The sequence below is a fragment of the Citrobacter sp. Cpo100 genome (assembly GCF_030332595.1).
In the GTDB taxonomy this organism is placed as follows: Bacteria; Pseudomonadota; Gammaproteobacteria; order Enterobacterales; family Enterobacteriaceae; genus Citrobacter; species Citrobacter portucalensis.
The window spans coordinates 91,444-118,236 of sequence record NZ_JAOWHM010000035.1; the positions used below are offsets into that span (position 1 = coordinate 91,444).

The 26,793-nt window shown below is 52.5% G+C and carries 22 protein-coding genes and 1 pseudogene; 9 read left to right on the top strand and 14 right to left on the bottom strand.

Features of this window, described 5'->3' with window-relative positions:
- From wzz(fepE) to fes, 4 genes are all read right to left on the bottom strand, one after another.
- Positions 1–1,134, bottom strand: coding sequence for an LPS O-antigen length regulator Wzz(fepE) (wzz(fepE), locus tag OGX96_RS12975; protein WP_060682602.1), 1,134 nt, complete (start codon positions 1,132–1,134; stop codon positions 1–3).
- A gap of 229 nt (positions 1,135–1,363) precedes the next feature.
- A complete protein-coding gene (entF, locus tag OGX96_RS12980; protein WP_198801704.1) occupies positions 1,364–5,254 on the bottom strand; it encodes an enterobactin non-ribosomal peptide synthetase EntF in 3,891 nt (1,296 codons plus the stop codon).
- Positions 5,251–5,469 carry an MbtH family protein gene (locus tag OGX96_RS12985; protein WP_032941816.1) on the bottom strand — a complete coding sequence of 73 codons (219 nt, stop codon included), beginning with the start codon at positions 5,467–5,469 and terminating at the stop codon, positions 5,251–5,253. The genes entF and OGX96_RS12985 overlap by 4 nt, the downstream gene beginning before the upstream one ends.
- A gap of 30 nt (positions 5,470–5,499) precedes the next feature.
- Positions 5,500–6,717 carry an enterochelin esterase gene (fes, locus tag OGX96_RS12990; protein WP_198801703.1) on the bottom strand — a complete coding sequence of 406 codons (1,218 nt, stop codon included), beginning with the start codon at positions 6,715–6,717 and terminating at the stop codon, positions 5,500–5,502.
- A 253-nt stretch (positions 6,718–6,970) separates the two neighbouring features.
- Between fes and OGX96_RS12995 the strand changes: the two genes are divergently transcribed.
- Together OGX96_RS12995 and entD are read left to right on the top strand one after the other, a co-directional pair.
- Complete coding sequence (locus tag OGX96_RS12995; RefSeq protein ID WP_198801702.1) at positions 6,971–9,244, top strand: TonB-dependent siderophore receptor; 2,274 nt, start codon at positions 6,971–6,973, stop codon at positions 9,242–9,244.
- A 48-nt stretch (positions 9,245–9,292) separates the two neighbouring features.
- Positions 9,293–9,946, top strand: a complete 654-nt coding sequence (entD, locus tag OGX96_RS13000; protein WP_198801701.1) for an enterobactin synthase subunit EntD — start codon at positions 9,293–9,295, stop codon at positions 9,944–9,946.
- Here the strand turns inward: entD and OGX96_RS13005 are convergent.
- Complete coding sequence (locus OGX96_RS13005; protein ID WP_353622032.1) at positions 9,936–10,952, bottom strand: alpha/beta hydrolase; 1,017 nt, start codon at positions 10,950–10,952, stop codon at positions 9,936–9,938. The genes entD and OGX96_RS13005 overlap by 11 nt on opposite strands.
- Positions 10,944–11,633, bottom strand: a pseudogene (locus OGX96_RS13010) (GNAT family N-acetyltransferase); the annotation flags it as partial. The pseudogene OGX96_RS13010 and the gene OGX96_RS13005, both read right to left, overlap by 9 nt.
- A gap of 142 nt (positions 11,634–11,775) precedes the next feature.
- Here OGX96_RS13010 and OGX96_RS13015 point away from each other — a divergent pair.
- Entirely contained in the window at positions 11,776–12,894 is a 1,119-nt protein-coding gene (locus OGX96_RS13015; protein ID WP_198801699.1) for a YbdK family carboxylate-amine ligase, read from the top strand.
- 67 nt (positions 12,895–12,961) lie between these two features.
- Positions 12,962–13,210 carry a DUF1158 domain-containing protein gene (locus OGX96_RS13020; RefSeq protein ID WP_008784044.1) on the top strand — a complete coding sequence of 83 codons (249 nt, stop codon included), beginning with the start codon at positions 12,962–12,964 and terminating at the stop codon, positions 13,208–13,210.
- 21 nt (positions 13,211–13,231) lie between these two features.
- Here the strand turns inward: OGX96_RS13020 and OGX96_RS13025 are convergent, their stop codons facing one another.
- Positions 13,232–13,573 (bottom strand): RamA family antibiotic efflux transcriptional regulator, encoded by a 342-nt coding sequence (locus OGX96_RS13025; RefSeq protein ID WP_003021996.1) that lies wholly within the window; start codon positions 13,571–13,573, stop codon positions 13,232–13,234.
- Between the two features lie 17 nt (positions 13,574–13,590).
- Entirely contained in the window at positions 13,591–14,703 is a 1,113-nt protein-coding gene (locus tag OGX96_RS13030; protein WP_008784042.1) for an MBL fold metallo-hydrolase, read from the bottom strand.
- Positions 14,704–14,893: 190 nt separating this feature from the next.
- Here OGX96_RS13030 and OGX96_RS13035 point away from each other — a divergent pair, with 190 nt between their 5' ends.
- The 4 genes from OGX96_RS13035 to OGX96_RS13050 all read left to right on the top strand — a co-directional run bounded on the left by OGX96_RS13035 (position 14,894) and on the right by OGX96_RS13050 (position 17,926).
- Positions 14,894–15,475: a TetR/AcrR family transcriptional regulator gene (locus tag OGX96_RS13035; RefSeq protein ID WP_071445801.1), complete on the top strand. Its 582-nt coding sequence runs from the start codon at positions 14,894–14,896 to the stop codon at positions 15,473–15,475.
- Complete coding sequence (locus OGX96_RS13040; RefSeq protein WP_008784040.1) at positions 15,475–15,843, top strand: MmcQ/YjbR family DNA-binding protein; 369 nt, start codon at positions 15,475–15,477, stop codon at positions 15,841–15,843. Before OGX96_RS13035 ends, OGX96_RS13040 begins: the two co-directional genes overlap by 1 nt.
- A gap of 119 nt (positions 15,844–15,962) precedes the next feature.
- Positions 15,963–16,616, top strand: a complete 654-nt coding sequence (gene nfsB / locus OGX96_RS13045; RefSeq protein ID WP_286583240.1) for an oxygen-insensitive NAD(P)H nitroreductase — start codon at positions 15,963–15,965, stop codon at positions 16,614–16,616.
- 65 nt (positions 16,617–16,681) lie between these two features.
- Entirely contained in the window at positions 16,682–17,926 is a 1,245-nt protein-coding gene (locus OGX96_RS13050; RefSeq protein ID WP_057066482.1) for a mechanosensitive ion channel family protein, read from the top strand.
- A 3-nt stretch (positions 17,927–17,929) separates the two neighbouring features.
- Here the strand turns inward: OGX96_RS13050 and OGX96_RS13055 are convergent, their stop codons facing one another.
- From OGX96_RS13055 to OGX96_RS13080, 6 genes are all read right to left on the bottom strand, one after another.
- Positions 17,930–18,910, bottom strand: coding sequence for a LacI family DNA-binding transcriptional regulator (locus tag OGX96_RS13055; RefSeq protein ID WP_003831159.1), 981 nt, complete (start codon positions 18,908–18,910; stop codon positions 17,930–17,932).
- Positions 18,911–18,987: 77 nt separating this feature from the next.
- On the bottom strand, positions 18,988–20,139 hold the full coding sequence (locus OGX96_RS13060; RefSeq protein WP_286583242.1) for a Gfo/Idh/MocA family protein: 1,152 nt from the start codon (positions 20,137–20,139) through the stop codon (positions 18,988–18,990).
- The gene (locus tag OGX96_RS13065) at positions 20,136–21,164 is read right to left on the bottom strand and encodes a sugar phosphate isomerase/epimerase family protein (protein ID WP_103284851.1); all 1,029 of its coding nucleotides are present in this window, start codon (positions 21,162–21,164) and stop codon (positions 20,136–20,138) included. Before OGX96_RS13065 ends, OGX96_RS13060 begins: the two co-directional genes overlap by 4 nt.
- Before the next feature lie 15 nt (positions 21,165–21,179).
- A complete protein-coding gene (locus tag OGX96_RS13070; RefSeq protein WP_286583244.1) occupies positions 21,180–22,421 on the bottom strand; it encodes an MFS transporter in 1,242 nt (413 codons plus the stop codon).
- 180 nt (positions 22,422–22,601) lie between these two features.
- A complete protein-coding gene (gene pheP / locus OGX96_RS13075; protein ID WP_008784036.1) occupies positions 22,602–23,996 on the bottom strand; it encodes a phenylalanine transporter in 1,395 nt (464 codons plus the stop codon).
- Between the two features lie 146 nt (positions 23,997–24,142).
- A complete protein-coding gene (locus OGX96_RS13080; RefSeq protein WP_286583247.1) occupies positions 24,143–25,228 on the bottom strand; it encodes a YncE family protein in 1,086 nt (361 codons plus the stop codon).
- Positions 25,229–25,527: 299 nt separating this feature from the next.
- On the opposite strand from OGX96_RS13080, the gene OGX96_RS13085 reads away from it, so the two are divergent.
- Positions 25,528–26,703, top strand: coding sequence for a coiled-coil domain-containing protein (locus OGX96_RS13085; RefSeq protein WP_008784034.1), 1,176 nt, complete (start codon positions 25,528–25,530; stop codon positions 26,701–26,703).
- The last annotated feature ends 90 nt before the right edge of the window (positions 26,704–26,793 follow it).

A 26,793-nucleotide genomic window follows, 5' to 3' on the forward strand; every position in this document is an offset into this window, starting at 1 on the left:
TCACACCAGTTGCTGATCAATAAACGTCATTTTTTGCTTACGCGACATCATGGCATGGTTCAATAGAACACCACCACACGCCACCATTCCCCCCAGTAATGCGGCCAGAATAACGATCATTGATTTAGCCGGACCGTCTTTTTTCACCGGCAGCGAAGGTGAAAGTTGATATTTAAACGGAGTAAATGTTACGTCACCCACATTCATCGCTAACAGTTGCTCAACGTGGTACTGGCGATTACGTAATTCACCGTTAATTTCAGCAACATCCGTTACTGATTTTTCTATTTCTAATTTACGTTCGATGCCGTCAGCACCCAGTGAAATAGAGAAATCGGGGTCATCCTTCACCGCCTGGCCATTACTGTAGACCGGCTTTTTAATCCCGGCGGCATTGGCGATCTCCAGCGAGTAGTTCAGTCGCTGGATATTTGCTTCCAACTGGTTTTTGAGCCTGACGCGATCCATCTCCAGTCTTTCTTTTTCATAACTGGTTTTGATGGACAATTTATTGCGAATATCTTCCAGCGTTTCTTTCACCACAAGGGCAGAAATATACTGGATATATCCCTTCAGCACTGACTGGGCTTCTTCGGCCTGAGGTGCGGTAAAACTCAGTGTCCATGAGGTATACAGCGAAGTTTCGTTCTTCTTACCCAGGTTAGTATCAACCGCTTTCATTTTCTCACTGAGCCTGACAATTGCCTGATGCAACTCCATTTCGTCGATATCAGCACCTTTCAATTGATCCATTACGTAAGGCGAAGAGCGCAGATATTCTTCTAACAATGACGGCGACTGGAATTTTTTGATAAACAGGTTAAACACATCACCACGGCTAACGCTAATATCCATATCCAGCACGCGCAATTTGGTCAGCGTATTCTCTAATCCCTGCCATTGAACCGCTTCCGCCGGCGTCACGATGGCCTGACTGGTCCATTTTTGTGGCAGCAGAAAAGAGACCAGAATACCCACACAAGCAAAGGCGAAAACGGTCGCTATAATTTTCGTTCTTGCACGCCATAAGATTTCGATTAGATTCACTAAATCGATTTCATTTGCGTTTGCCGTTGGCTGAGGATACCCAGTAAATTCCGAAACGTTATCTTGCTTTATATTTAATGATGACATGTTGCGTGACCTGAAAACTTTCCTAAAAGAAAAACATTCCTGTGGGAGAAGTCTACCAGCTAGTCAGAATTATCCGAAACAATCTTTGTGCTTGTCGCCCTACCAAAAATTATATTCGGAATTTATTCACCCCTTTCATCACCTTGCATTGCATAAAAAAGAACAATTCCATAACATATTATTTACATTATGGAATTGTTCGATCACCGCGATAGCAATATTCGTCTTGTTACACAGATTTATTAATCAGTGCATTTATTACAGGCCCTATCGCCTCAAATGAGGCAGGGGAAATAATGTCAACATGCGCGCAATCCTGGCGGTAAACATCCAGACTGGATATCCACGGCGACCAGCTGCGTTCAGGACTGACACCCGGTACTAACGTGCGCTCAGCAACGAACAGCGTAGCGTGACCTGCAAACGGCACGCTGTGTGCCGTGGTGAGCAGGCGAACCGCATCGGCATAGTTGCCTTCGATTGCGTTAAATAAAGCCTCTGACGCATTCCCCTGCTGCGCCGCCAGAAACGCTTCGCGTTCACGCTCGATCTCTGCCAGTACCGCTGGATCCAACCCATTAGCTTCTTTTTCTTGCCAGTTTTGCGTTTCTGGCGGCCAGGTATCCAACAGCCCGAGGAATGCAACCGTCTCTCCTCTGGCATGTAAGCGCGCGGCGATCCCTTGTGCCAGCGTGCCGCCCAGCGAATAACCTAATAAATAGTAAGGTCCGTGAGGTTGTTGACTGAGCAACGTTGCCAGATGATGTTCGCATACCGCGTCGAGGTTTTCCGCCGTCTGCATAGGGCCATCCGGGCGCGGCGACTGAATGCCAATAATCGACCACTGCGGGCTGAGATATCGCGACAGCACGCTAAACTGCCAGGCAAAACCCGACGCCGGATGGAAACAGAACAGCGTTGGGCCGTGACTTTCACGCAGTGGAAGCAGTGCCTCAAATCCCATATGTTGCGACTGCTCATCATCAGTGCTCTCCAGTAGAGCACTCAGTTGTTCAACGGTAGAGGCCACCATAATCTGCCCCGGCGTCACCTGACGCTCAAAAACCCGGCTCAACTGTGCCGCCAGCTTCATCGCCAGCAACGAATGTCCGCCAAGCGCAAAGAAGTCTGCCGCCACGTCATTAACCTCGCAACCCAGCAAAGCCGCAAAAGACTGCGCGATGGTGGTTTCAGTCCCTGCTCGCGGTGCGCGCCCGGAAGTATGCGACGTCAACTGCGGCATCGGCAGCGCTTTACGATCCAGTTTACCGTTCGCGCTAAGCGGAAGCTCCGCCAGCTGCAACAATACCGTCGGCACCATATGCGCAGGCAGTTTTTCACGCAGCTTTTCCCGCAACGCTGACGTATCCAGCGGTAAACCCGATTGTGACACCAGATACCCCACCAGTTGACGCGCATCGCCGCCTGTCGCCGCCGCCTGGTTGAATACGCAGGCGTGGGCAACGGCATGCTCGACATCAGGCAACTGCTGCATCACCCGGTCAATCTCGCCGAGCTCAATGCGTTGTCCGCGAATTTTAAGCTGGTCATCGCTGCGCCCGAGGTATTCCACCGCGCCATTTTCCAGCCAGCGAGCCACATCCCCGGTACGGTACATGCGTTCGCCAACGTTAAACGGATCGGCGATAAAGCGGCTTGCTGTCAGATCCGGACGGCCCAGATAACCTTGCGCCAGTTGGATCCCCGTCAGATATAAATCACCAGCCACGCCGAAAGGCACCGGGCGCATCATGGCATCCAGGATACGTAAACCGGTATTCCATACCGGATAGCCAATCGGCACGCTGTTGCCGGTTACAGCAGCAAGGTCTTCCCCCCAGGCCGGATACCAGCTCACATCAACCGCTGCTTCCGTTGGTCCGTACAAATTGTGCAGTGGCGCATGAGTTAACTGTTCCCACTCACGGCATAAATCTGCAGGCAAGGCTTCGCCGCTGCAAAATACCCGTTTCAGCGAGGCACAACTCTCCCGCGCGGTTTCCGGCGTCAGTGAAGCGACAAAAGCGGCCAACATAGAGGGAACAAAGTGCGTGGTCGTCACCCCATATTGGGCAAAGAACTGCTGCATCGCCAGCGGGTCGCGGTGCGCCTCAGGCTCTGCCATTACCAGCTTTGCCCCGGCAATAAACGGCCAGAAAAACTCCCATACCGAGACGTCAAAACTGCATGGTGTTTTTTGCGCCACCACATCATCTGCGGTCAGTGGATAGTGATTTTGCATCCACAGCAGACGGTTAACGATGGCGGTTTGCCCAACCATCACCCCTTTTGGTCTACCGGTAGAACCGGAAGTAAAAATGATATAGGCAGTATGATTGGGCTGAGATAGCGCCAGCGGAGCAGCATCTTCTGCTGGCAGGGGCGAGTCATAGCACAGACTTTCCAGCTCAGGAATATCGCTAAAGCGCGCCAGTTGCTCATTGGTCGCGATCAACAATTTTGGCTTCGCGTCTTCGAGCATCATCCGCAGGCGATCGTCCGGGTATCCGGTATCCAACGGCAGCCAGGCTGCACCGGCTTCAACGATACCGTGCAGCGCCAGCGTCAGGAACACGGAACGCGGTAATGCCACGGCGACGCTGTCGCCAGGCTTGACGCCGCGTGCACGCAAAAGGCTCGCCAGCGCCACGACCTGCTGGCGCATTTCGCGATAGCTAAACTGATAGCGGGCATCGGCCAACGCCGGGGCATCCGGCGTTTTATCGGCCTGCTGTGCCACCAGCGCGCTCAGCGTAGTGGACGGGATCTCGACGGTGGTGTCATTAATCTTCGCCAGCCGCTCATGTTCTGTTGGCAACAGCATCCCGGCGTCGCCGCAGCATAGCGCCGGATTGTCGGCAAACTGCTCGATAAGCCCGATTAAACGCGAGGCATGCTGCGCCAGCGTTTCTGCATCGTAGCGCTGTTTATTGGCCAGGATTTCAATACTCAGCCCACCGTTTTCATCCGGGAATAACGCCAGTTCAAGATCGTTCACCGGCCCTGTCGCCAGCGTGTGGGTTTGCGCCTGAACGCCGGGAATATTCAGCTGATAGTCGAATATTTTCACGTTCAGCACCGGGCCAAACAGCGGCTCGGCACCGGCTGCACGCCCGCTGTCGCGAACGATTTGTTCGGCATCATAACGTTGATGCCGACGCATTTTCTTCAACTGTCCGGCCAGTCGTTGTGCAAGCGCAGGCAAGCTTTCTGCCGCATCCAGCCTCACACCAAATGGCAGTACGTTTAAAACCGGTCCAGTGGAGGTCAACGCCGCCGACCCCATGCGCCGCATAAAGATAAACCCGGCGGCATAATCCATTCGGCTGCATAAACGTCCCAGCCACAATGCCACCAGCGCGAGGGCCAGATCCGCACGCTGAACGTCAGGCATACGTGCCGCAAGCCGACGAAACGCCCCTTCAGGCGCGGTTAACTTCATACGAATAATATCCGCGCTGGCCGATCGTCCCGGCAACGGATTGTTCGACAGCGAATCAGGAGGTGGAAGTTGCTTTCGCTGCTCGCTCCAGAAAGCGCCGTCGCGTTGCCAGGCATCGCTTTGACGGTACTGTTGATACTCTTCCACCACCTCGGCGAACGGCGTAAAAGGCGAGTCTGGCGTAGGCTCGCCGTGTAGCCATGCGCGATAAATTGCGGCTATCTGGCGGGTAATGGCCGGAAAACTGAAGCCATCGACCAGCAAATGATGGTAACGCTGATACCAATACCAACGCTTTTCTCCCACCTGTATAAGCAGGTGAAAAACCAGCGGTTTATTGCCATCAGCACGTATGTCCTGCTGCAGGTCTGCCTGCATCAACGCACGCGCCGCCTCATGTGGATTGGATTTTGCGCGCAGGTCGATAATTTCAGGTTGCGCAAAGGCGAGCGCAGAATCCACCCATTGCCAGATCTCACCGTTATCTTCGCTAAACCGCATCCGCAGGGTATCGGCCTGCTCCAGGCCCGCCACAACGGCTTTCGCCAGCAACGACGCGTCCAGTTCGCCAGTTAACTCTACGTAGTGCGCCACGCTCCACGCCGAGGGCAATGTGGAGAGTTTTTCCGCCATCCAGATCCCCGGCTGAGCCGCCACTAACGGTAAACGCTGAGTCATGGAGCCTCCTGCACATCGACGTAGTTCGCGGTCGTAAGCGTGGTCCAGTTTGCTTCCAGCCATTGTTGGCAGGCTTCCTGGGATTGGGGTTCGCAAGCAATTTGCCAGCCAGCAGGAAGCGAGCACTGCTGCGGCCAAAGGCTAAACTGACGCTGGGGATTTTGCAGAATGTAAAACTGGCCCTGCGGATTATCGAAGGGGTTACTGAATTCCATACTCAACTCCTGTCGTGGAACATCGTCCGGTTAAATCATGTCGGTAAGCGGTTGCCAGAGCGTCATTAGCCCTTGCATCAGACCGCCGCGCCAGCAAAGAGCATCGTGTCCGCCATCAACCTGACGCCAGAAAATAGACTGTGGTGCAGAAGGTAACTGGGCATATAGCGCCTGATTAGCGCGATAAATAATGGGCTCGCGGATCCCCGCTTCCAGGACAATACGCAGCCCCTGAGCACTCACCTTCCCGCTTTTCAGTTGCTCGACGATCGCCCCGTCCTGATAACCACCACGATGCGGCCACCAGTAAGAGCCCGACTGGCTAAGCACACAGCCAAAGCGCGCGGGCCAGTTCAGTCCAGCATACAGCGATGACAACCCGCCAAAACTTTGCCCAGCCACCACGGTGCGCTGCGGATCGTCACTAAACGCGGTCGTTGTCTTCACCAGTGGTAATAACTCCTCCTGCACCGCCAACCAAAAATCCGCATTACACGGTAGCTCATGGCTGCGGTGAGCCGTATCAATGGCATCAATCAGGAGATAAACGGCAGAAGGAAGGTGGCCGCGATGCGTGAGTGAAGTCAACGCAGGCCAGACCGGCATACTCTGTGCCCAAAACTGCCCATCCAGCAGGATAGCCAACGGACGCGTTTCGGGTTGAGCATCACCGGTGGTAAACACCCATACGCGACGCGTATTGCCGAGCCTGGCGCTATGCCATTGCAGGCACACTGCGGGGGATTTGGGGGGTTCAGGTTGATCCCATCCGGGCTGTACGGGTGCCTCCGGCATTTCCAGCGCAGACACCGCGTGGCCACGACCGCCCTGCCAGCTCTGCGAATTAAGGGGATCGGCAATGGCCTGTGGCAGCAATTGCCGCCAGCCTTCACGCAGTATGCTTCGGTCAGGCGCAGCATCCGCCGCCAGCGGGGAGAAGATATCGTTGCGCTCTGTTGGGATAAAACAGTAGCTGCCACGCCAGTTGGCGCTGAGGGAAACACTCCAGCACCAAACATTTGTTCCATCAATACGTCGCATCGACTGAGGGGTGGCATTTTGATGGTGGTCGGTGACGCCGGTGATATAAACCCAAACGCGATGAATGGCTGACTCATTTTCCGTTCCCTGTGGGTCACGCCACCAGAAGGTTACCCGATAATTTCCGTTATCTTCACGCTCCCACTCCGGGCCTTTTTTCGACTGCCACCACGCCTCGCTTCCCATCTTTAACGTCGTCACAGCCATAACCCCATGTTTATTGTGAAATTTTATGATCTAGCGTGAAATATATTGATAATATTATTGATAACTATTTGCATTTGCAATAGCGTATTGTCGCGCTGTGGGAAGCGCGTACAGTTTTTCACCACTTATAAACCGACCTGGCACTGCGTACTTTTTCTGGAATGGATAGTTTACGCAGATGCGGGCGACATCAGGCCAAATGCCGCACCACGGCACATTGGCACTCGTGGCTAAAAGAACAGCAGGACATACAATGAACAACAAGATTCATTCACTGGCCTTATTGGTCAATTTAGGGATTTACGGGGTAGCCCTGCCAGCAATGGCAGAAGATCAAACCGATAGCGTCGCTGTCTCTCATGAAGACACCATCGTCGTTACCGCCGCCCAGCAGAACCTGCAGGCGCCGGGCGTTTCAACCATTACCGCTGATGAAATTCGTAAGAACCCTCCCGCTCGCGATGTGTCGGAAATCATCCGTACCATGCCTGGCGTTAACCTGACCGGTAACTCAACCAGCGGTCAGCGCGGCAACAACCGCCAGATCGATATTCGCGGCATGGGGCCAGAAAACACCCTGATTTTGATCGACGGTAAACCGGTTACCAGCCGTAACTCCGTGCGTCAGGGCTGGCGCGGCGAGCGTGATACTCGTGGCGATACCGCCTGGGTTCCACCGGAAATGATCGAACGTATTGAAGTGCTGCGCGGTCCTGTCGCGGCACGCTATGGCAACGGTGCAGCTGGCGGTGTGGTGAATATCATCACCAAAAAGGGCAGCAATGAATGGCACGGCTCCTGGGATACCTATTTCAACGCCCCGGAACACAAAGACGAAGGATCGACCAAGCGCACCAACTTTAGCCTGAATGGTCCAATGGGCGGGGATTTCAGCTTCCGCCTGTACGGTAATCTTGATAAAACCCAGGCCGACGCATGGGACATCAACCAGGGCCATCAGTCAGAACGTACCGGCACTTACGCCAACACCTTACCGGCCGGTCGTGAAGGGGTGATCAACAAAGACATTAACGGCGTGGTTCGCTGGGATTTCGCCCCGCTCCAGTCACTGGAACTGGAAGCCGGTTATAGCCGTCAGGGCAACCTGTATGCGGGTGACACCCAAAACACCAACACCAACCAACTGGTGAAAGATAACTACGGGAAAGAGACCAACCGTCTTTACCGCCAGAATTACTCTTTGACCTGGAACGGCGGTTGGGATAACGGCGTCACCACCAGCAACTGGGTGCAGTATGAACATACGCGTAACTCCCGTACACCAGAAGGCCTGGCAGGTGGTACGGAAGGGATCTTCGACCCGAATGCGTCACAAAAATATGTCGATGCCGACCTGAATGACGTCATGCTGCACAGTGAAATCAGCATTCCGTTTGATCTGCTGGTGAACCAAAACCTGACGCTGGGTACTGAATGGAACCAGCAACGCATGAAGGACATGTTGTCCAATTCGCAGACCTTTATGGGCGGCGATATTCCAGGGTCCAGCAGCACCAACCGTAGCCCGTACTCAGACGCAGAGATTTTCTCCCTGTTTACTGAAAACAACATGGAACTGACCGACAGCACCATGCTGACGCCGGGTCTGCGTTTCGACCACCACAGCATCGTTGGCGACAACTGGAGCCCATCTCTGAACCTGTCCCAGGGGCTGGGCGATGACTTCACCCTGAAGATGGGGATTGCGCGCGCCTATAAAGCACCAAGCCTGTACCAGCTCAACCCGAACTACATTCTGTACAGTAAAGGCCAGGGTTGCTACGCTACCGGTTCCGCGACCGGAATTGGTTGCTACATGATGGGCAACGATGACCTGAAGGCTGAAACCAGCATCAACAAAGAGATTGGTCTTGAGTTCAAACGTGACGGTTGGCTGGCTGGGGTAACCTGGTTCCGCAACGATTATCGCAACAAAATTGAAGCAGGTACGGTACCGTTCGACAGAACATCTATCACCAACAAAGGGAAGACGACTTACACCGATATCTATCAGTGGGAAAACATTCCTAAAGCGGTGGTTGAGGGTCTGGAAGGTACGTTGAACGTGCCGGTTAGCGAAACCGTTAACTGGACCAACAACATTACCTACATGCTGCAAAGTAAGAATAAAGAGACCGGCGAGCGCCTGTCGATTATTCCTGAATATACCCTGAACTCAACGCTGAGCTGGCAGGCACGCGAAGATTTGTCGCTGCAGTCCACCTTCACCTGGTACGGCAAACAGCAGCCGAAGAAATACGATTACCAGGGTAAACCGGTAACCGGTAGTTCGGCGAGTGAAGTCAGCCCGTACAGCATCGTCGGCCTGAGCGCGACCTGGGATGTGACGAAAAACGTCAGCCTGACCGGCGGCGTGGATAACGTCTTCGACAAACGTCTGTGGCGTGAAGGTAATGCCCAGACCACGGGCGATATTGTAACCGGGAACTATATGGCGGGCGCTGGCGCGAATACCTATAACGAACCGGGCCGGACGTGGTTCATGAGCGTAAACACCCACTTCTGATAAAGCTATCCCTCTCCTCGCTGCGAGGAGAGGGATATTATAACTATCATGCACACCACACACACACCGCTCACTTTCGCAGACCACACGCTGCACATGGTCGAGTTCGATCCCGACAGCTTCCATGAGCACGACCTGCTCTGGCTCCCCCACCATTCTCAGCTTCAATCCTGTGGACGTAAGCGTAAAGCTGAGCACTTAGCAGGACGTATTGCCGCAGTACATGCATTACGTGAATACAGTATCAAAACTGTACCTGGCATCGGCGGGCAGCGACAACCGCTGTGGCCACAAAAGTTGTTTGGCAGCATCAGCCACAGTGCATCAACTGCGCTGGCGGTAGTATCGACGCATCCCGTTGGGCTGGATATAGAAGCTATTTTTACGCAACAAACCGCAGTTGAGCTGGCTGACGGTATTATCGATAACCACGAACGACCGATTTTGCATCATTCTGAATTGCCCTTTCCACTCGCCTTAACTCTGGCATTCAGCGCTAAGGAGAGCCTGTATAAGGCGTTTTCCACTCAGGCATCCGGGTTACCAGGTTTCACCAGCGCAAAAATTACCGCACTCACGAATCAGCAATTAACATTGCAAATCATGCCATCATTTTCGCCTAACCTCGCCAATCAGGAAATTAACGTGCATTGGTTTCAACGCGATTACCATGTCATTACTCTGTGCGACGTTACTTTTTAACAAAGTCACCAATCGCCAGATAGGTGGCTTTTGCTTCCTGCGGGACTTTATCCTCCAGCATCAGATAAGCATGCGTCATCCCAGGAAAGTGAACATGCTGTACGGGTATCCCCTCAGCTTGCAGTCTGGCGACAAAAGCAAAATTCTCATCCCGTAAAGGATCCAACCCACCACTGACTACCAGAGTGGGTGGAAAATCCTGGCTCAACGGCAGGTAAAGCGGAGACGTCTGTTTACGATCTTCTTCATTGCGGAAATATTGCTGAAAATACCAGCGTATTTTGCTTTCATCCAGTAGCTTTCCGGTACCGTTCTCCTGCACCGATGGCCAGTTCAGCGTGTAGTCCAGGCTCGGATAAATCAGCACCAGGCGATGAATAAATCCTGGCTGCTCGCGGGAAAAGTAGGCCGCCAGCGTCGTGCTAAATGCGCCGCCACCGCTGTCGCCGATAAGCGTGAGTTGGCGAGTGTAAGGAATATGCTGACTTTCGAGCAGCGACCAGACGTTTTCTATTACTGCTTTTGCATCAGAAAGACCAGCCGGATACGGGTTTTCTGGCGCAAGTCGATAATCAACCGACACAACGATATTTCCTGTCGCCATCGCCAGATGACGGGCAACCGGGTCATAGACTTCCACCGAACCGCTCAGATGCCCACCGCCATGGATAAACACCACCACCTTCGGCTCTCCGGTCAGTGCCGGTCGATAAATCCGTACAGGGATGCGACGCTCTCCGGTATCCACTTCCGTATTGATAATCGCCGACATCGGTTCTGAGGTGGACACATTTGCTTTTGTCAGTGCTGCTAACCCTGCTCTTGAGCTGAACGTGTCGTAGCAAAGGTTGGGATTGCGAGGTTGTGCTGTGAGTAAATCAGCCAGAAGCGCGGGCGGTGTTTGCGTCAGCGAGCCATGTTCCTGTTGCCAGCGCTGTTGATAATCTTGCTGTTGCGTCTGCACAGTCTCAACGTTGGCAGTCTCACAGGAAAAGCACTCTGCCATCGACTGGCGTTGCCGCCCGTGTTCATCAAAGTTCTCTGCGGCCAACCAGCGCTGTAACACGGCGTCACACTGGGGCCATTCGCTATCAATCATTGATAACCAGTCGCTGTCGCGATTACGCCCCTTGCGCACAATCTTCTGGCGAAAGCGACCTTCGAAGATAAACCCAAGGCGTTCCGCTGCCCGTCGAGAAGCGGTGTTCAGAGAATCGCATTTCCACTCCACGCGACGATAGCCCAGCGCAAATGCCTGGCGTAACAGCAGCCAGATGCTTTCGGTGCCGAGAACCGTATTTTTCATACGCGGTGACCAGGTCACATGACCAATTTCGACCGAACCGTGCTCCCGTTCAATCGCCATAAAGCACACCAGTCCGACAGCTCGTCCTGAACGCTGTTCAATGACGGCATAGGGAACCAGAGATGCATCAGTAACTTTCCCCTGCACCCAGCAAACTGCGGCCTCGACGCTTGTGGGGCGAGAGCTTGCAAGCCAGGTCCAGTCGCGATCGTCCGGCGCCTGCGCGTAGGCATCAAACAGATCGGCGGCATGGCTGTCGGCATCCAGGGGAACCAGTCGACAATATTGCCCTATCAGCGTTTCCCGTGGCAGTACGGCAGCGCCATTCCAGTCCGGCACGACATCGCCGACGGTCTGCCCATAAAGATTTATTTCCGGCACGATTCAACCCCAGTAGCGAAGTAAAAAATAGTTATAACACTGGCCATTACACCTTCAAAGCGTCACAAGGGTGATTTTGACGACGAACAGAAAATCAGCAGTCCTTCTATACTGATTAAAAATCAACGCGGAAGAGAGCCTTATGCCACTACCTGATTTTCATGTTTCCGACCCTTTTACGTTAGGCATTGAACTGGAAATGCAGGTGGTCAATCCGCCAGGTTACGACCTGAGTCAGGATTCTTCCCGGCTGATTGACGCCGTAAAACCGCAGCTCACCGCCGGAGAAGTGAAGCACGATATCACCGAAAGTATGCTGGAGATGGCGACCGGAGTTTGCCGAAATATCGACCAGGCTGATGCTGAATTGTCCGCTATGCAGCAGATAATTATGCGAGTTGCTGCAGAGCATCACCTCGCCATTTGTGGCGGTGGCACACATCCATTTCAAAAATGGCAACGTCAGGAAGTCTGCGATGACGAACGCTATCGGCGCAACCTGGAAAATTTTGGCTATCTTATCCAGCAAGCGACGGTGTTTGGCCAGCATGTGCATATCGGCTGCGCAAACGGCGATGATGCCATTTACCTGCTACACGGCCTGTCGCGATTTGTTCCCCATTTTATTGCGCTCTCGGCCGCTTCACCTTATATGCAGACCTCCGACACGCGGTTTGCCTGCGCGCGCCTGAATATTTTCTCCGGATTTCCCGATAATGGCCCGATGCCATGGGTGAATAACTGGCAGGAATTCGAGGGGCTATTCCGTCGACTGGCTTACACCAGCATGATTGATAGCATTAAAGATTTACACTGGGATATCCGCCCCAGCCCGCACTTTGGCACGGTAGAGGTTCGGGTAATGGATACGCCGCTGACCCTTGATCATGCGGTCAATATGGCAGGACTTATTCAGGCTACCGCCCACTGGTTACTCACCAAACGTCCATTCAAGCACCAGGAGCGTGATTACCTGTTGTATAAATTCAATCGTTTTCAAGCCTGTCGCTTTGGTATGGCGGGAATCGTCACCGACGTCAATACCGGCGACGGTTGCCGCCTGTCAGAAGACACATTGCGACTCCTGGAGAATATCGCTACCTCTGCAGATAAAGTAGGCGCAACCAGCGCGATTGAAGCTATACATCTGCAGGTTAAAAATGGTCATGATGAAGCACAAAACATGCGTGACTTTGTCGCCGAAGGCGGGTCACTGAGTGGCCTGGTGAAAAAACATTGTGAGATTTGGGCGGGGATGTAAGCGTGGGAATTTGCGTTGCCCGCTGAGATCCCGGACAATAGCTTTTTAACTCAAGTTTAACAATGTCATGAAACACCCGCTTGAATCACTGATGACTGTCGCAGGGATCCTGCTACTGGCTTTTTTGTCTTGCCTGCTGCTACCCGCCCCCTCGCTTGGCCTGGTGCTGGCGCAAAAACTCGTCGCCATTTTTCATCTGATGGATCTCAATCAGTTTTATACTTTGCTGTTTTGCCTGTGGTTTTTACTGCTGGGCGTGATTGAATATTTGGTGCTGCGCTTCATCTGGCGGCGCTGGTTCTCGCTGGCGGATTAGGCCCGCGAGAACCCTCTGCTGTTAATGCGTTCGGCTATGATTTTCTTTGCGATAAGCTCCCGGCGGCTGGCTGAACGTACGGGTGAAAATACGCGTAAAGGTCTGCTGCGAATCGAATCCGTATTTCAAACAGATGTCGTACACTTTCTGGTCGGTATCGCGTAGATCGCGCGCCGCCAACAGCAGCTTGCGCTCGCGGATGTAACGCCCAAGACTTTCGCCTTTGTACTGCATAAAAAGACGCTGCAGGTGCCATTTGGAATATCCCGCATGGCGTGCAATATCATCAATGCGCAATGGTTGATTCAAATTATCATCAATCCATTCAACAATCGTATCAATTACCTGAGCAGAAATCGTCATCATGCTCTCCCCTGTATTCATTGAGTCACCTGTTGCCACCAGGCCGTAAACGGTTGGTCCGGTTCGGACAGTATTACCGGTTCACCCAGCATTGGCGTCAGCAGTCGGTAATCCTGATGACGGCTGGCAAGCGCCAGTCGTTTGTAAGGATCATCCCAGGTATGTTTTGCCAGAACGAAACGGCCGGCATGCCCTGGCAACACGGCTTTCGCATGCAGATCTGCCGCGGCCTGAGCCGTCTCTTCCGGCATCATGTGAATAAACTTCCAGTCCTGGTCATACTGACCGTTCTCCATAATCGCCAAATCGACAGAGCCAAACTGCTCGCCGATGGCTTTAAAATGCGGTCCATAGCCGGAATCGCCGCTGTAATAAACGTTCTGCTCCGGCGTTTCGAACATGAAGCTCGCCCATAGCGTTTGGTTGCGTTTGATACCGCGCCCCGAGAAATGACGGGCGGGCAGCACATGAACGATCAGCGAATCCGTCACTCTGACGGACTGATTCCAGTCCCGTTCTTCGATTATCTCGCTGCGCATCCCCCAGTAACGCAGATGCGACCCGACGCCAAGCGGCGTAATCACCCGCTTAATTTTCGGCATTAGCGCCTTGATAGTGGCGAGATCCAGATGGTCATAGTGATCGTGCGAGATGATGAGCAGGTCTATCTCCGGCATCGTCTGTGCGGTCCACGGATAATCACCGGCAAAGGCCTTGTTCAGGAACGAGAACGGTGCGGCATAATTGCTGAAAACCGGATCAATCAGGATACGTTGACCCGCCAGCTGTAAATACCACGAAGAATGGCCCAGCCAGACCAGGGTATCCTGCTGCGGCGAAAGCCCGGCGAGATCGGTCGCGACCATAGGTAACGGTTGTGCTGGTCGTGCATTTTCACGCTTAGCGACCAGAAACTCCCACCAGGCCGCCAGCATGCCTTTGTTGCCGGTATAGCCCGGTGTCGGCACCTGGTTATGAAACTGTCCATCACGATAGTGCGGTGACTGTTCAACCTGACTCAGTTGTGCCCCTTGCGGCGCCTGACCAAACCCGGCATTGAGTACAAACGGTAAACTTGCAGCTGCAGCAATAAGCATAATAACAACCACACAAACTGTGAGACGCTTCATATCCTGACCTTAAACGCGCCCCCTTTCCGCTGGTTTGCGCGACTGACTCTTGATTATGAGTGAGTAAGCACTCATTATAGAAATCGAAAGTTCTCCGTCAAGATGATTTTCAATCTTTGACATTCGCCGTTGCGGCGCAGCAAACGCCGTGATTCAATCATGTTTTTTACAGACTTAAGGGTAAAGTGTAGTGGCTCGTCCGAAGAGTGAAGACAAAAAACTGGCATTACTGGAAGCTGCAACCACAGCATTTGCACAATCAGGTGTTGCGGCTTCGACCGCCGTGATAGCCCGTAATGCAGGGGTTGCGGAGGGAACGTTGTTTCGCTATTTCGCGACCAAAGATGATTTGATCAACGAGCTTTACCTCTTTTTGAAGCAAGACCTTTGTCAGTCGATGATGGCAAACCTGGATCGTTCAGTGACCGATGCCAAAACCATGACTCACTACATCTGGAACAGCTACATTAGCTGGGGCCTGAACCACACCTGCGGGCATCGCACGATTCGTCAGTTGGCCGTCAGCGAGAAAATAAGCAAGGAAACCGAACAACAGGCTGACGATATGTTCCCGGAACTGCGCGATCTTTGTCATCGTTCCGTACGACCCGAGTTTATGTCTGACGAATATCGCGCCTTTGGCGACGGGCTATTCCTTTCTCTGGCAGAAACCACCATGGAGTTCGCCGCCCGCGACGCTGCCCGCGCAAATGAATATATTTCGATGGGGTTTGAAGCCATGTGGCGCGCCCTGACCCGCGAGGAACAATAATGGACGGCCAGACCCTTCCTGCCTGTGCGAAACGCCTTGCGCTCGAACTACCTTTTACCGAACACTGCTGGCCTTTCGGCCCGGAATACGATGTCTTCAAGGTTGGCGGTAAAATTTTTATGCTAGTCACGGAGCTTCGCGGACGGCCGCTTATTAACCTGAAATCCGATCCGCAAAAATCACTGTTAAACCAGCAGATCTACCCCAGCATTAAGCCCGGCTATCACATGAATAAAAAGCACTGGATCTCGGTCTATCCTGGTGACGATATTACCGAGTCATTACTGGCAGAGCTGGTGAATGATTCCTGGCACCGCGTCGTCGACGGCTTGCCGAAGCGGGATCAAAAACGCCTGCGTCCAGGTTGATTTATCGCTAACCCCGATAAGTGTTTTTGCATTTTCCTGTCTTATCTTTTTCCTGCTAACCCTGTACCCTGCTGAAACAAAACGCACCCGCAGGGTATGGAAAATCACCAGGAGTAGTTATGGATATTGTTTCTGTCGCCTTAAAACGTTACTCCACTAAGGCATTCGATCCGAATAAAAAACTGACCGCTGAGCAGGCCGAAAAATTAAAAACGCTGCTGCAGTTTAGCCCGTCCAGCACCAACTCTCAGCCATGGCACTTTATTGTCGCCAGCACTGACGAAGGTAAGGCGCGTGTGGCTAAATCCGCAGCCGGCGGCTTTGTATTCAACGAACGTAAAATGCTGGATGCTTCCCACGTTGTGGTGTTCTGCGCCAAAACGGCGATGGACGATGCGTGGCTGGAACGCGTGGTGGATCAAGAAGAAAGCGATGGTCGTTTCGCCACGCCTGAAGCGAAAGCCGCAAACCACAAAGGCCGCACCTTCTTTGCCGACATGCATCGCAAAGAACTGAAAGATGACAACCACTGGATGGCAAAACAGGTGTACCTGAACGTCGGTAACTTCCTGCTGGGCGTTGCGGCGATGGGCCTGGATGCTGTGCCGATCGAAGGCTTTGATTCAGCTATCATGGATGCAGAATTTGGCCTGAAAGAAAAAGGTTTCACCAGCGTAGTGGTGGTTCCTGTGGGTCATCACAGCGTAGAAGATTTCAACGCCGCGCTGCCGAAATCTCGTCTGCCGTTGGAAACGACGCTGACGGAAGTCTAATCCTCCGCATTTGCATAAGCTCCGCGCAGCGGTCATCATAGACCGCTGTTTATTAAGGAGACGTTATGCAGGAATTGATATCTCAGGTAGAAGAACTCGGCATTGAAATAAATCACACCACCTCATTGGTGATGATTTTTGGCATTATTTTTATCACCGCCATTATTGTTCACGTTATTTTGCACTGGGTGGTATTACGCGCATTTGAAAAGCGTGCCAGCGCCAGCTCCCGCCTGTGGCTACAAATCATCACGCAGAACAAGTTATTTCACCGGCTGGCATTCACCCTGCAGGGTATCATTGTCAATATACAGGCCGCACTCTGGCTACAGAAAGGCAGCGAAGCAGCAGAAATATTAGTGACCTGCGCTCAGTTGTGGATCATGATGTACGCCCTGCTGTCCCTGTTTTCCCTGCTGGACGTTATTCTCAATCTGTCGCAAAAACTCCCTGCCGCATCGCAATTACCGCTAAAAGGCATATTCCAGGGCATCAAACTCATCAGCGCAATTCTCGTCGGAATATTGATGATTTCCCTGCTGATTGGTCAGTCACCGGCAATACTGATAAGCGGTCTGGGCGCCATGGCCGCCGTGTTAATGCTGGTGTTTAAAGACCCTATTCTCGGTCTGGTTGCCGGAATACAACTTTCAGCCAACGATATGTTGAAGTTGGGTGACTGGCTGGAAATGCCGAAATATGGTGCAGATGGCGCGGTTATCGATATTGGCTTAACCACCGTGAAAGTGCGCAACTGGGATAACACCATCACCACTATCCCCACCTGGTCCCTGGTATCAGACTCTTTTAAAAACTGGAGTGGAATGTCAGCTTCCGGTGGTCGGCGAATTAAACGCAGCATCAGCATTGATGCCACAAGTATCCATTTTCTTGATGAGGATGAGCGTCAGCGGTTGCATAAAGCCCACCTGCTGAAACCGTATTTAACCGCACGTCACCAGGAAATAGACGAGTGGAATCAGCAGTTAGATGCGCCTGAATCGGTGTTGAATCACCGCCGGATGACCAATATTGGTACCTTCCGCGCTTATCTGAACGAGTATTTGCGTCATCATCCGCGTATTCGCAAAGATATGACGTTAATGGTGCGCCAGCTTGCGCCGGACGATCATGGTTTACCGATCGAAATTTATGCCTTTACCAATACGGTGGTCTGGCTTGAATATGAAAGTATTCAGGCTGATATCTTCGACCATATATTTGCCGTAGTCGAAGAGTTTGGCTTGCGCATTCATCAGTCGCCTACCGGAAACGATATTCGTGCGCTGTCTGGCGCGTTTCAGCGATAAAGCTCAGGTACTGGCGCGTGAAATATAGCGCCAGTCCATCATCACCCTTTCCGTCTGCGCGTCAGGATTTTCTATTTTATTCAGCAATAATCCTACCGCTTTGCGGCCTATATCCCGTGAGGGCTGCTCAATGGTCGAAAGCTGTGGAGAAACCATTTCTGCCAGTTCCGTACCGTCGAAACCAACAACGGCGATATCCTGCGGGATCTGTAATCCGGCATCGAAAATAGCGCGCATCGCACCAGCGGCTAGCGTGTCCGATACGGCAAACACCGCGTCGGGTTTCACCTCTGCGGCAAGTAGTGTTTTCATCGCCGCAATTCCTGCACTGGAACTTAATTCACTGGCATATTCCACAGCCTGATATTCAAGCGACAGCGCATGCAGCGCCGCTTTATAGCCGCGTTCGCGCAAACGAGCATATTTATAACTCAGGTCATGATTGATTAAGGCAATTCGTCGGTAGCCCTTATCCACCAGGTGAGATATGACCGACTGCGCAGCGTCAACATCGTTAATCCCCACGCAGGAAACCGCGCCTTTGTCAGCATATTCCGCGCACTGAACCCAGGGCGCGTCGCCAATCAGCGTAGTCAGTTCCGGTAATTTTGAGAATGCATCCATGGTGATAATGCCATCAACAATTTTCCCCGACAGGAGCTTCAACGCCGATTTTGAGCGGGCTGTATCCGAGCCGGAATTACACAGTAAAATGCGATAGCCATTCTTCTCCGCCTCCTCTTCAATGCCTTTAACAACCTCTGCACAAAAAGGATTGGCGATGTTGGAAACCATCACCAGAATCATCGAACTACGTGCCGTACGCAGCTGACGCGCCAGCAGGTTGGGCTGATAATTGCTTTCTTTAATAGCCTGTAGCACGCGCTCGCGATTTTTGGCTTTGACGGTATCACTGTGATTCAGCACACGCGATACCGTCGCCACCGACACACCGGCAAGCTGGGCGATTTTTTGAATAGACATAACGACGACACATCCTGCGGTTTACGCTTTGCGTTGAGGCTACCATAAAATCGCCGACTGGCGAACCGGATGCGTGTTTAGCGCTGTACTGATATCCAACGCTGCTGCTGATGGCTTTTTATAATTGCATCAATAATATACATCACATCCGCACCGTCAGAAAAAGACGCAAATCGACGCTCCGCCGTCGCGGGCATTTTGCCTGCCAACACCGCCTGATAAAACTGCTGCATCATATTCTTGAACGCATCCGGCCAGCCCTCAATATGCCCACCCGGAAAGTGCGCACTGGCAGCAACATCCGCATTCATCAATCCTGGGTCGTCCGTCAGGATCTGGTTCGCCTGCTGACGGTGCCCGACCCAAAGCTGTTGCGGCGTTTCCTGATCCCAGTGCAGTGAACAGTGGCTACCGTTAATTTCAAAGCTCAGGTGATTCTTGCGCCCGGCACTCACCTGCGAAACGCTAAAGCAGCCTTTGCTGCCATCATCAAAACGTACCAGCACCGACCCACGATCTTCTGTCGTAACCGCTTTTTCCTCAAATTGCACATCAGCCGTTTGCTGGCCAAACGTAGCGTTACTGGCAATGCTGGCTTTACGTACCGGCCAGACGATAGCCAAATCGGCCATCACCTCGACAATACGTTTTCCAGTCACGAATTGCACCGTATCGCACCAGTGCGAACCGATATCCGCTACCGCCCGTGAATCGCCGCCCTGTGCGGCATCGACCCGCCAGTTGTAGTCAGTCTCCAGCAGCATCCAGTCCTGCAGATAGCTCCCCTGTACGGCAAACAGACTACCCACGCTGCCGCTTCTGACCATACTGGCCGCCTGCTGCACCATTGCAAACTGGCGATAGACAAAGCTCACGCCGTGCACCACTCCAGCCTGCTGCGCCAGCGTTTCCAGTTCACGAGCCTCATCCGGCGTCATACATAGCGGCTTTTCTGAAAACACGTGCAGACCCGCGCGTAAAATCTGCCGATTGATGTCAGCATGCAGATGATTCGGCGTACAGTTATGCACTACCTGTAGTCCTGGATGCGCCAGCAGCGCTTCAACGCTACCGTACGCATGAGGAATATGAAGAGCATCTGCGCGTTCCAGGGCAACCGCCAGCGAGCTATCACAGAGCGCCACCACGTTCACACCGCCGAGTCGACGCAACGCCTCAATATGTGCAGGCCCAATAAATCCGCTGCCAATAATGCCAACCTGTATCATTTGCGTACCTCATCGCCAGCGGCGAAATCATCAAATGCACGTGCAGAAACCGGAATAACATGGCGGCGTATAAAATCACTCCCCTCACGCGCCCCGGTTTGCGCGTCTTTCAGGCAACACTCCCATTCCAGCACCGCCCAGCCAGGGAAATCATATTGTGTGAGCTTGCTGAAGATCGTTTTGAAATCGACCTGCCCGTCCCCCAAAGAACGGAAGCGCCCGGCGCGATCGAGCCACGGCTGATAACCGCCATAGACACCGCTGCGGCTACTGGCATGGTACTCAGCGTCCTTGACGTGGAACGCTTTAATACGCGAGTGATAGACATCGATAAACCCAAGATAATCCATCTGCTGCAATAACAGATGGCTCGGGTCATAGAGAATGTTGCAGCGAGGATGATTATCAACCAGCGCAAGAAAACGCTCGAACGTCACGCCATCGTGCAGATCTTCGCCGGGATGGATCTCAAAGCAAACATCCACCCCATGGTGATCAAAGCGATCGAGAATCGGTCTCCAGCGGCGCGCCAGCTCCAGAAAAGCCTCTTCAAAGCGCTGACGATTATGCGGTGGCCACGGATAAAAGAAAGGCCAGGCAAGCGAACCTGAAAACGTGGCATGTGCCGTCAGCCCCAGTCTTTGCGAAGCCGCAGCGGCCTGGTGTAAGGTTTCGATGGCCCATGCCTGTCTGGCCTGCGGATTAGCGCGTACAGACGGCGGAGCAAATCCGTCAAAAGCGTCATCGTAAGCCGGATGGACGGCAACCAGTTGACCTTCAAGATGGGTCGATAATTCGCTAATCACTAACCCATATCCGGCCAGCATCCCGCGAATATCATCACAATAAGCCTGACTTACAGCAGCTTGTTCGACATCAAACAGCGACTTGTGATTACACGGGATTTGTAATGCCTTATAGCCCAGCTCCGCCGCCCATTTTGCCACGCCTTCCAGGGTGTTAAATGGCGGGCGATCCCCAATAAATTGCGCCAGAAAAATGCCAGGCCCCTTGATGGTTTTCATAACCCCTCCTGAAAATTATGCCTGCTCTTTGTCGTCATACTTGAAAGAGAAAAGGAAAATCACGGCAATCACTGCGGCAGCGACTGCCGGGATCCACCAAAATGTGGTCCACGCCTGAGGCACGGTTTGCCCCGCCACCAGCCGGTTGTAAAGTGCGCCTGAAATTTGCGAGCCCAGCAGCATACCGATCCCATAGGTAAACATGACGATCATGCTTTGTGCCTGACCTTTTACTTTTTCCCCGGCGATACGATCGGTGTAAATAAAGCCGACCACGAAGAAGAAGTCGTAGCACACGCCGTGCAGCAGAATGCCGAGATACAGCAGGAATCGGCCCTCTTCGCTGATGCCGAGGGCAAAGAAGGCATAACGCACGAACCAGGCGCACATCCCGATTAACAGCATGTATTTCACGCCCAAACGTCTGAACAGTAACGGGATCACCAGCATGAAGAATATTTCAGACATCTGACCAAACGACATCGCCGTACTGACGTCGCCGACGCCCGCATCAGCAAGAAACGACGCGGTATACGCGTAATAGGTTCCCAACGGTACAGAGATAAGCGTCGCGCAGAGCGAGAAGACAAAAAAGTGACGGACCTTGAGTAAGGCAAAAGCATCCGCACAAAACAGATCGCGAACTTTTACCGGCAGTCCTTTCGCCGGTGCAGGCGTGTTGGGCAGCGTCAGGCTGTAGAGCGCCAGAATCACAGAGATAATCGCCGCCAGCGTAAAGATACCGGTGGTGTCCGAAATTCCGGTTACACCGATAAAGATCCCCGCGACAATCCAGCCAATGGTGCCAAACACCCGCACCACCGGGAAGGTTTTGTCCTTATCCGACAGGCTATGAAAAGCAATATTGTTGGTAAGCGCCAGCGTAGGCATGTAGCACAACGTGTAGCCAAACAGCAGACCAATCAACAGTGCACCGTTTTGCGCCACCAATGCCTGCGGAACAAACCACAGGATTGCCGCGCCAGCAAGGTGCATCACCGCCATCACCTTTTGCGAGGCAAAAAAGCGGTCTACCAGCATCCCTAAGACGAATGGCGACAGAATAGAGGCAATGGGCCCGGCTGAAAACGCATCGCCAATCAACAGCGACATGTTGTGCTGGCTCATCACCAGCCCCAGCGTGACGGACCAACTTCCCCAGATAAAGAACTGTAAGAACATCATTAGCGACAGCCGGGGCACCAGCAGCCGGTACTGTACGCTCTGTTTTCCACTACTTTCGGTTGTTGACACCATTTTTTGCCCCACCCTTAAAAAGTAATCGATTACAAATTAGATTCAATAGAAAAGTAATCGATTACAAAATAAAGATCCTGTCAGCAGCAGCAAAATTGCGAGAACGGTCACGATAAATGTTGAGTGAGGATCCGATCCCATCCTGACGATGGGATCGGTAATAACAAGATCGGTAGAAACTTAGCGGGACTTACGACGCAGCAGTTTGAAGGCAACAAACAGGAACAGGATCCACACCGGTAGCAGGATAGCTGACAGGCGCATCTCATCCATCGTACACATCAGCACCAGAATCATGCCAAGGAAAGCAATACACAGGTAGTTCCCTGCCGGATACAGCAGCGCTTTAAACTGCGTGTCACGTCCCTTACGACGCATCGCCGCCCGGAATCGCAGATGTGCCAGGCAGATCATAATCCAGTTCAGCAGCAGCGTCGCCACCACCAGCGCCATCAGCAGGCTAAAGGCCTTTTGCGGCAGCACATAGTTGATGAGTACCACCAGCGACGTAATAGCACCGGAAAGGATCAGTGAGTTCACCGGTACGCCGCGACGGCTGACGCGGGTTAAGAACTTCGGCGCGTTACCCTGAACCGAAAGACCAAACAGCATGCGGCTGTTAGAGTAGACGCCACTGTTATACACCGACAGTGAAGCCACCAGGATGACAAAGTTCAGTGCAGAAGCCACTACGTTGCTGTCGAGATTATGGAAAATCATCACAAACGGGCTGCTATTGGATTTCACTTCCACCCACGGGTACAGCGCCAACAGCACCACCAGAGAACCGATATAAAACAGCAGAATACGGTACACCACCTGGTTTACCGCCTTTGGAATGCTTTTCTGCGGATCCTGCGCTTCCGCGGCAGTAATCCCGATAAGCTCCAGCCCACCAAAGGAGAACATAATCACTGCCAGCGACAGAATTAATCCGTTCCAGCCGGTAGCAAAAAAGCCGTTGTAACGCCACAAGTTATCGATGCTTGCATGTTCCCCGCCGTTACCGGAAAACAGCATCCACACGCCAAAACCAATCATGCCGATAATGGCCAGTACTTTAATCAGCGCAAACCAGAATTCCGTTTCGCCATACAGACGTACGTTGACCAGATTGACGGCGTTGATGATCACGAAGAATGCCGCGGCCCAAATCCAGGTTGGAACATCGGGCAACCAGTACTGCATGTAGATCCCTGCCGCTGTCAGTTCTGCCATGCCGACCAGCACAAACATCACCCAGTAGTTCCAGCCGGACAGAAAACCCGCGAACGGTCCCCAGTATTTATAGGCAAAATGGGCAAACGATCCGGAAACGGGTTCTTCGACCACCATTTCGCCCAGTTGACGCATAATCAAAAAAGCGATGATCCCGGCAACGCCGTAACCCAGTAACACCGCAGGTCCCGCCATCTGAATAGCCGGGCCAATGCCCAAAAACAGGCCGGTACCAATTGCGCCGCCCAGCGCAATTAACTGAATATGGCGGTTTTGCAACCCTCGTTGAAGCGTCGGCTCGTTCGTCGACGCGGCATCAGACACGCTGGTGTCAGATGCAGTTGACGCGTTTTTCACGCCCTTCCCCTGTGTGGTTTTTATTGAAGGGGCTTCTTTTAACATTTCAACCTGGTTGTCGCAAGGCGCAATCGATTGGATACGCCGGGCTTCCTTGCCCAACGCACCGAGGCTCGGGAGAAAAACAATAGAAAGAAGGCGAGCTGTTATTGTTTATTCAGGTCAATACGTACCACGTTATCTGGCGCAGATGTAGAGTGGTCTTTATTAAATTTCTGTTTCACGGTGACAAACAGGGTTTGCCCATCCGCCGAGAGCAGCAAGCTGTTAGGGTTTGGTGGTAAATCCCAGCTTTTCTTCACGCTGTAATCGGTCGCATTCAGGCTGAGCAATTTCCCTGAATCACGCTGGGTAATATAGATTTCGTTGCGTTTTGCGTTAAATTTCACCGCCAGCGAATCACCCACATCCAATTTTTTCAGCAGCTTACCGGTATGGATATCCAGCACCAGGGTAGTCTTCGCTTTCGAGTTGTCGGTGACAAACAGGCGACCCGTTTGTGCGTCCTCCGCCATATTCAGCAACAGCGCAGGTTGTTCTCCCAGCGGTTGCCAGCGTTTTTCTACGCGCTGATTACGCGGGTTGATAACAAGAATTTCACCGCCGCCGTTAGCTGCATAAATTCGCTGCGTCACTTCTGAATAATGCAGTCCGGTCATCCATTTACCCGTATTTTTAATGCGGGTTTTTAGCTTCAGGGTTTCAGCGTCAACCACCCAAATCACCGCTGGATCCGCCACGGCACCAATATAGAGCAAACCGTTATGCAGCAGCACCTGGCGCGCACCATACGGGAAACCTTCTGGGTTACGTTCCGGGAACAGTACGCGATTTTTCACTTTGCCGTCAGCGGTATTCAGCGCGCTCAGGCCACCATCCAGTGAGTTGGTGACATACACTGTTTTACCGTCCGGCGAGATAGCCATACCAAAGTTTTTCATATCGGTATGACTCAAGCCGAGCGTTTTAAGCGTTTTTGGATCCAGCTTGTAAACCACGCCGCCCTGCACATCTTTAAATCCTTCGGCGCTGGCAACGTACAACGCATCCCCTGCCGGGCTAAGCGCCATTTCATATAACCCATCCGCCAGCGCGCATTGTTGCACATCACTGACGGCAGGTTGCGCTGTTTTTTCCGTAACGCTGGCGTTGCTGGCTGGCGTGGTATGCGCCGCACAACCGCTTAACGCCGCAGCAATCAGCAATGCCAGCGCGGATGTTGTTTTTTTCATTGTCGGGATCCTTACCAGAAGTAATACAGGGAGTTAATAACAAAAGAGAATGAGAACTATACGCATTATCTTTACTGAATCAAGAATAATTACCCGAGAGTAAAAAACATGAAACAGAGGTTTGAAGATGCAGACAGGTGCGCGCGACTTCCGGTTTTTCATAATTACAGTGAATTATTCTGGACGAAAAGGCATCGCAGGCCACAGAATGCGCTTTACTGTTTTTCTAACATTTTCAAACGGGTGAACCTGTTGTACTTCAGCCACTCGTTTTTTAGCCAGGCCAGGCAACGACTGTCATGAATAAGATCATCAAACGACTGGAAATCGTCAAAAGCGCTATTGAACTGGAAGATGAGGAGATTATTTTCCAGCAGGTGGCGCATCTTAAAAATGAGCCTTTGTCAGTCGTACCAGGCACCATTGTGCAGGCGATCGAAGAACGACGCTTTGGTGATGCCCTGCGTGAAATCTCGGCCTGGCTGCAATCTCAACGGGCAGTCTCTACGTGGCAGGATCCCGCCATTGCCGCCAGTAAGCTGGAACTCAAAGCACTCGAAACACAGCTGCGTGACCTGATCGATAAGCGCAACACGCGCATTCAAATCCTCGATGATTTCAACGATCTGTATCACCTTCGTCTTGGACCGCTGATGAGCCGCATTCTCGAACTGCGTAAACAGCTCGCCGCCAGTGCCCAGCGCAAACAGGAAGCGGAGCGAAAACGCCGGGAAAAAGACTATCAATCCTGTCAGCACTATATTTCCCAGGCTGTTGATCAACTGGCCAGGCTCAAGCAGCACTGGATGAACCAGAATTCAGATTCGCGCGAATCGGTGGAAACACGCCAACGTATTCAGCAGCAAACTGAACTGATTACCGCCCTGCTGGCGGAGATTCGTGAGCTGGAAAACGACTTTTCTCGCCAGGACGACAGCGCAACCCGTCAGGCACAGGAAGAGGCCAGCCATGAATATGATGAATATCAGGAGCAGCAGCAGGATGCACAGCATCGTTTTAGCCGTGACCAGCGGCTTTCCTCTGATGAACGTAATGAGTTAAAACGCCTGTGGCGTCAGGCAAGCCGTCTTTGCCACCCGGACGTGGTAGCCGATGATCTGAAAGAGAAAGCGCATCAGATGATGGTGCAGCTTAACCAGGCGCGCCAAAATGCCGATCTTGCCACCGTCCGGGCGCTACTGACTCAATTGCAAAGCGGCCTCGAACCGATGATGGCCAGTGACCGATTGAACGATTTGCAGCATTTACGCAGCAAAATACAGCAGCTCAGAGAACAAATTAACGCGCTGCTCAAAGAGATTACCGAACTGGAAGCCGAAAACGCCTGGCGGCTTGCCACCTCCGTGACAGATAAAGAAGCCTACTTCTCCGATCAACAACGGGCGCTTACGGAAATCCGCAATACACTGGAACAGCAGGTACATCAGGTTGAACAGGAACTGTTGGCGGGCTAAGCCCTATCAGCAATAGCAATCAGAAAAAATAACCTCTTCAAGTGAGTTTTTAAAATTAAGCACAAAAAGCTAAAAATAGGATAATTCCCT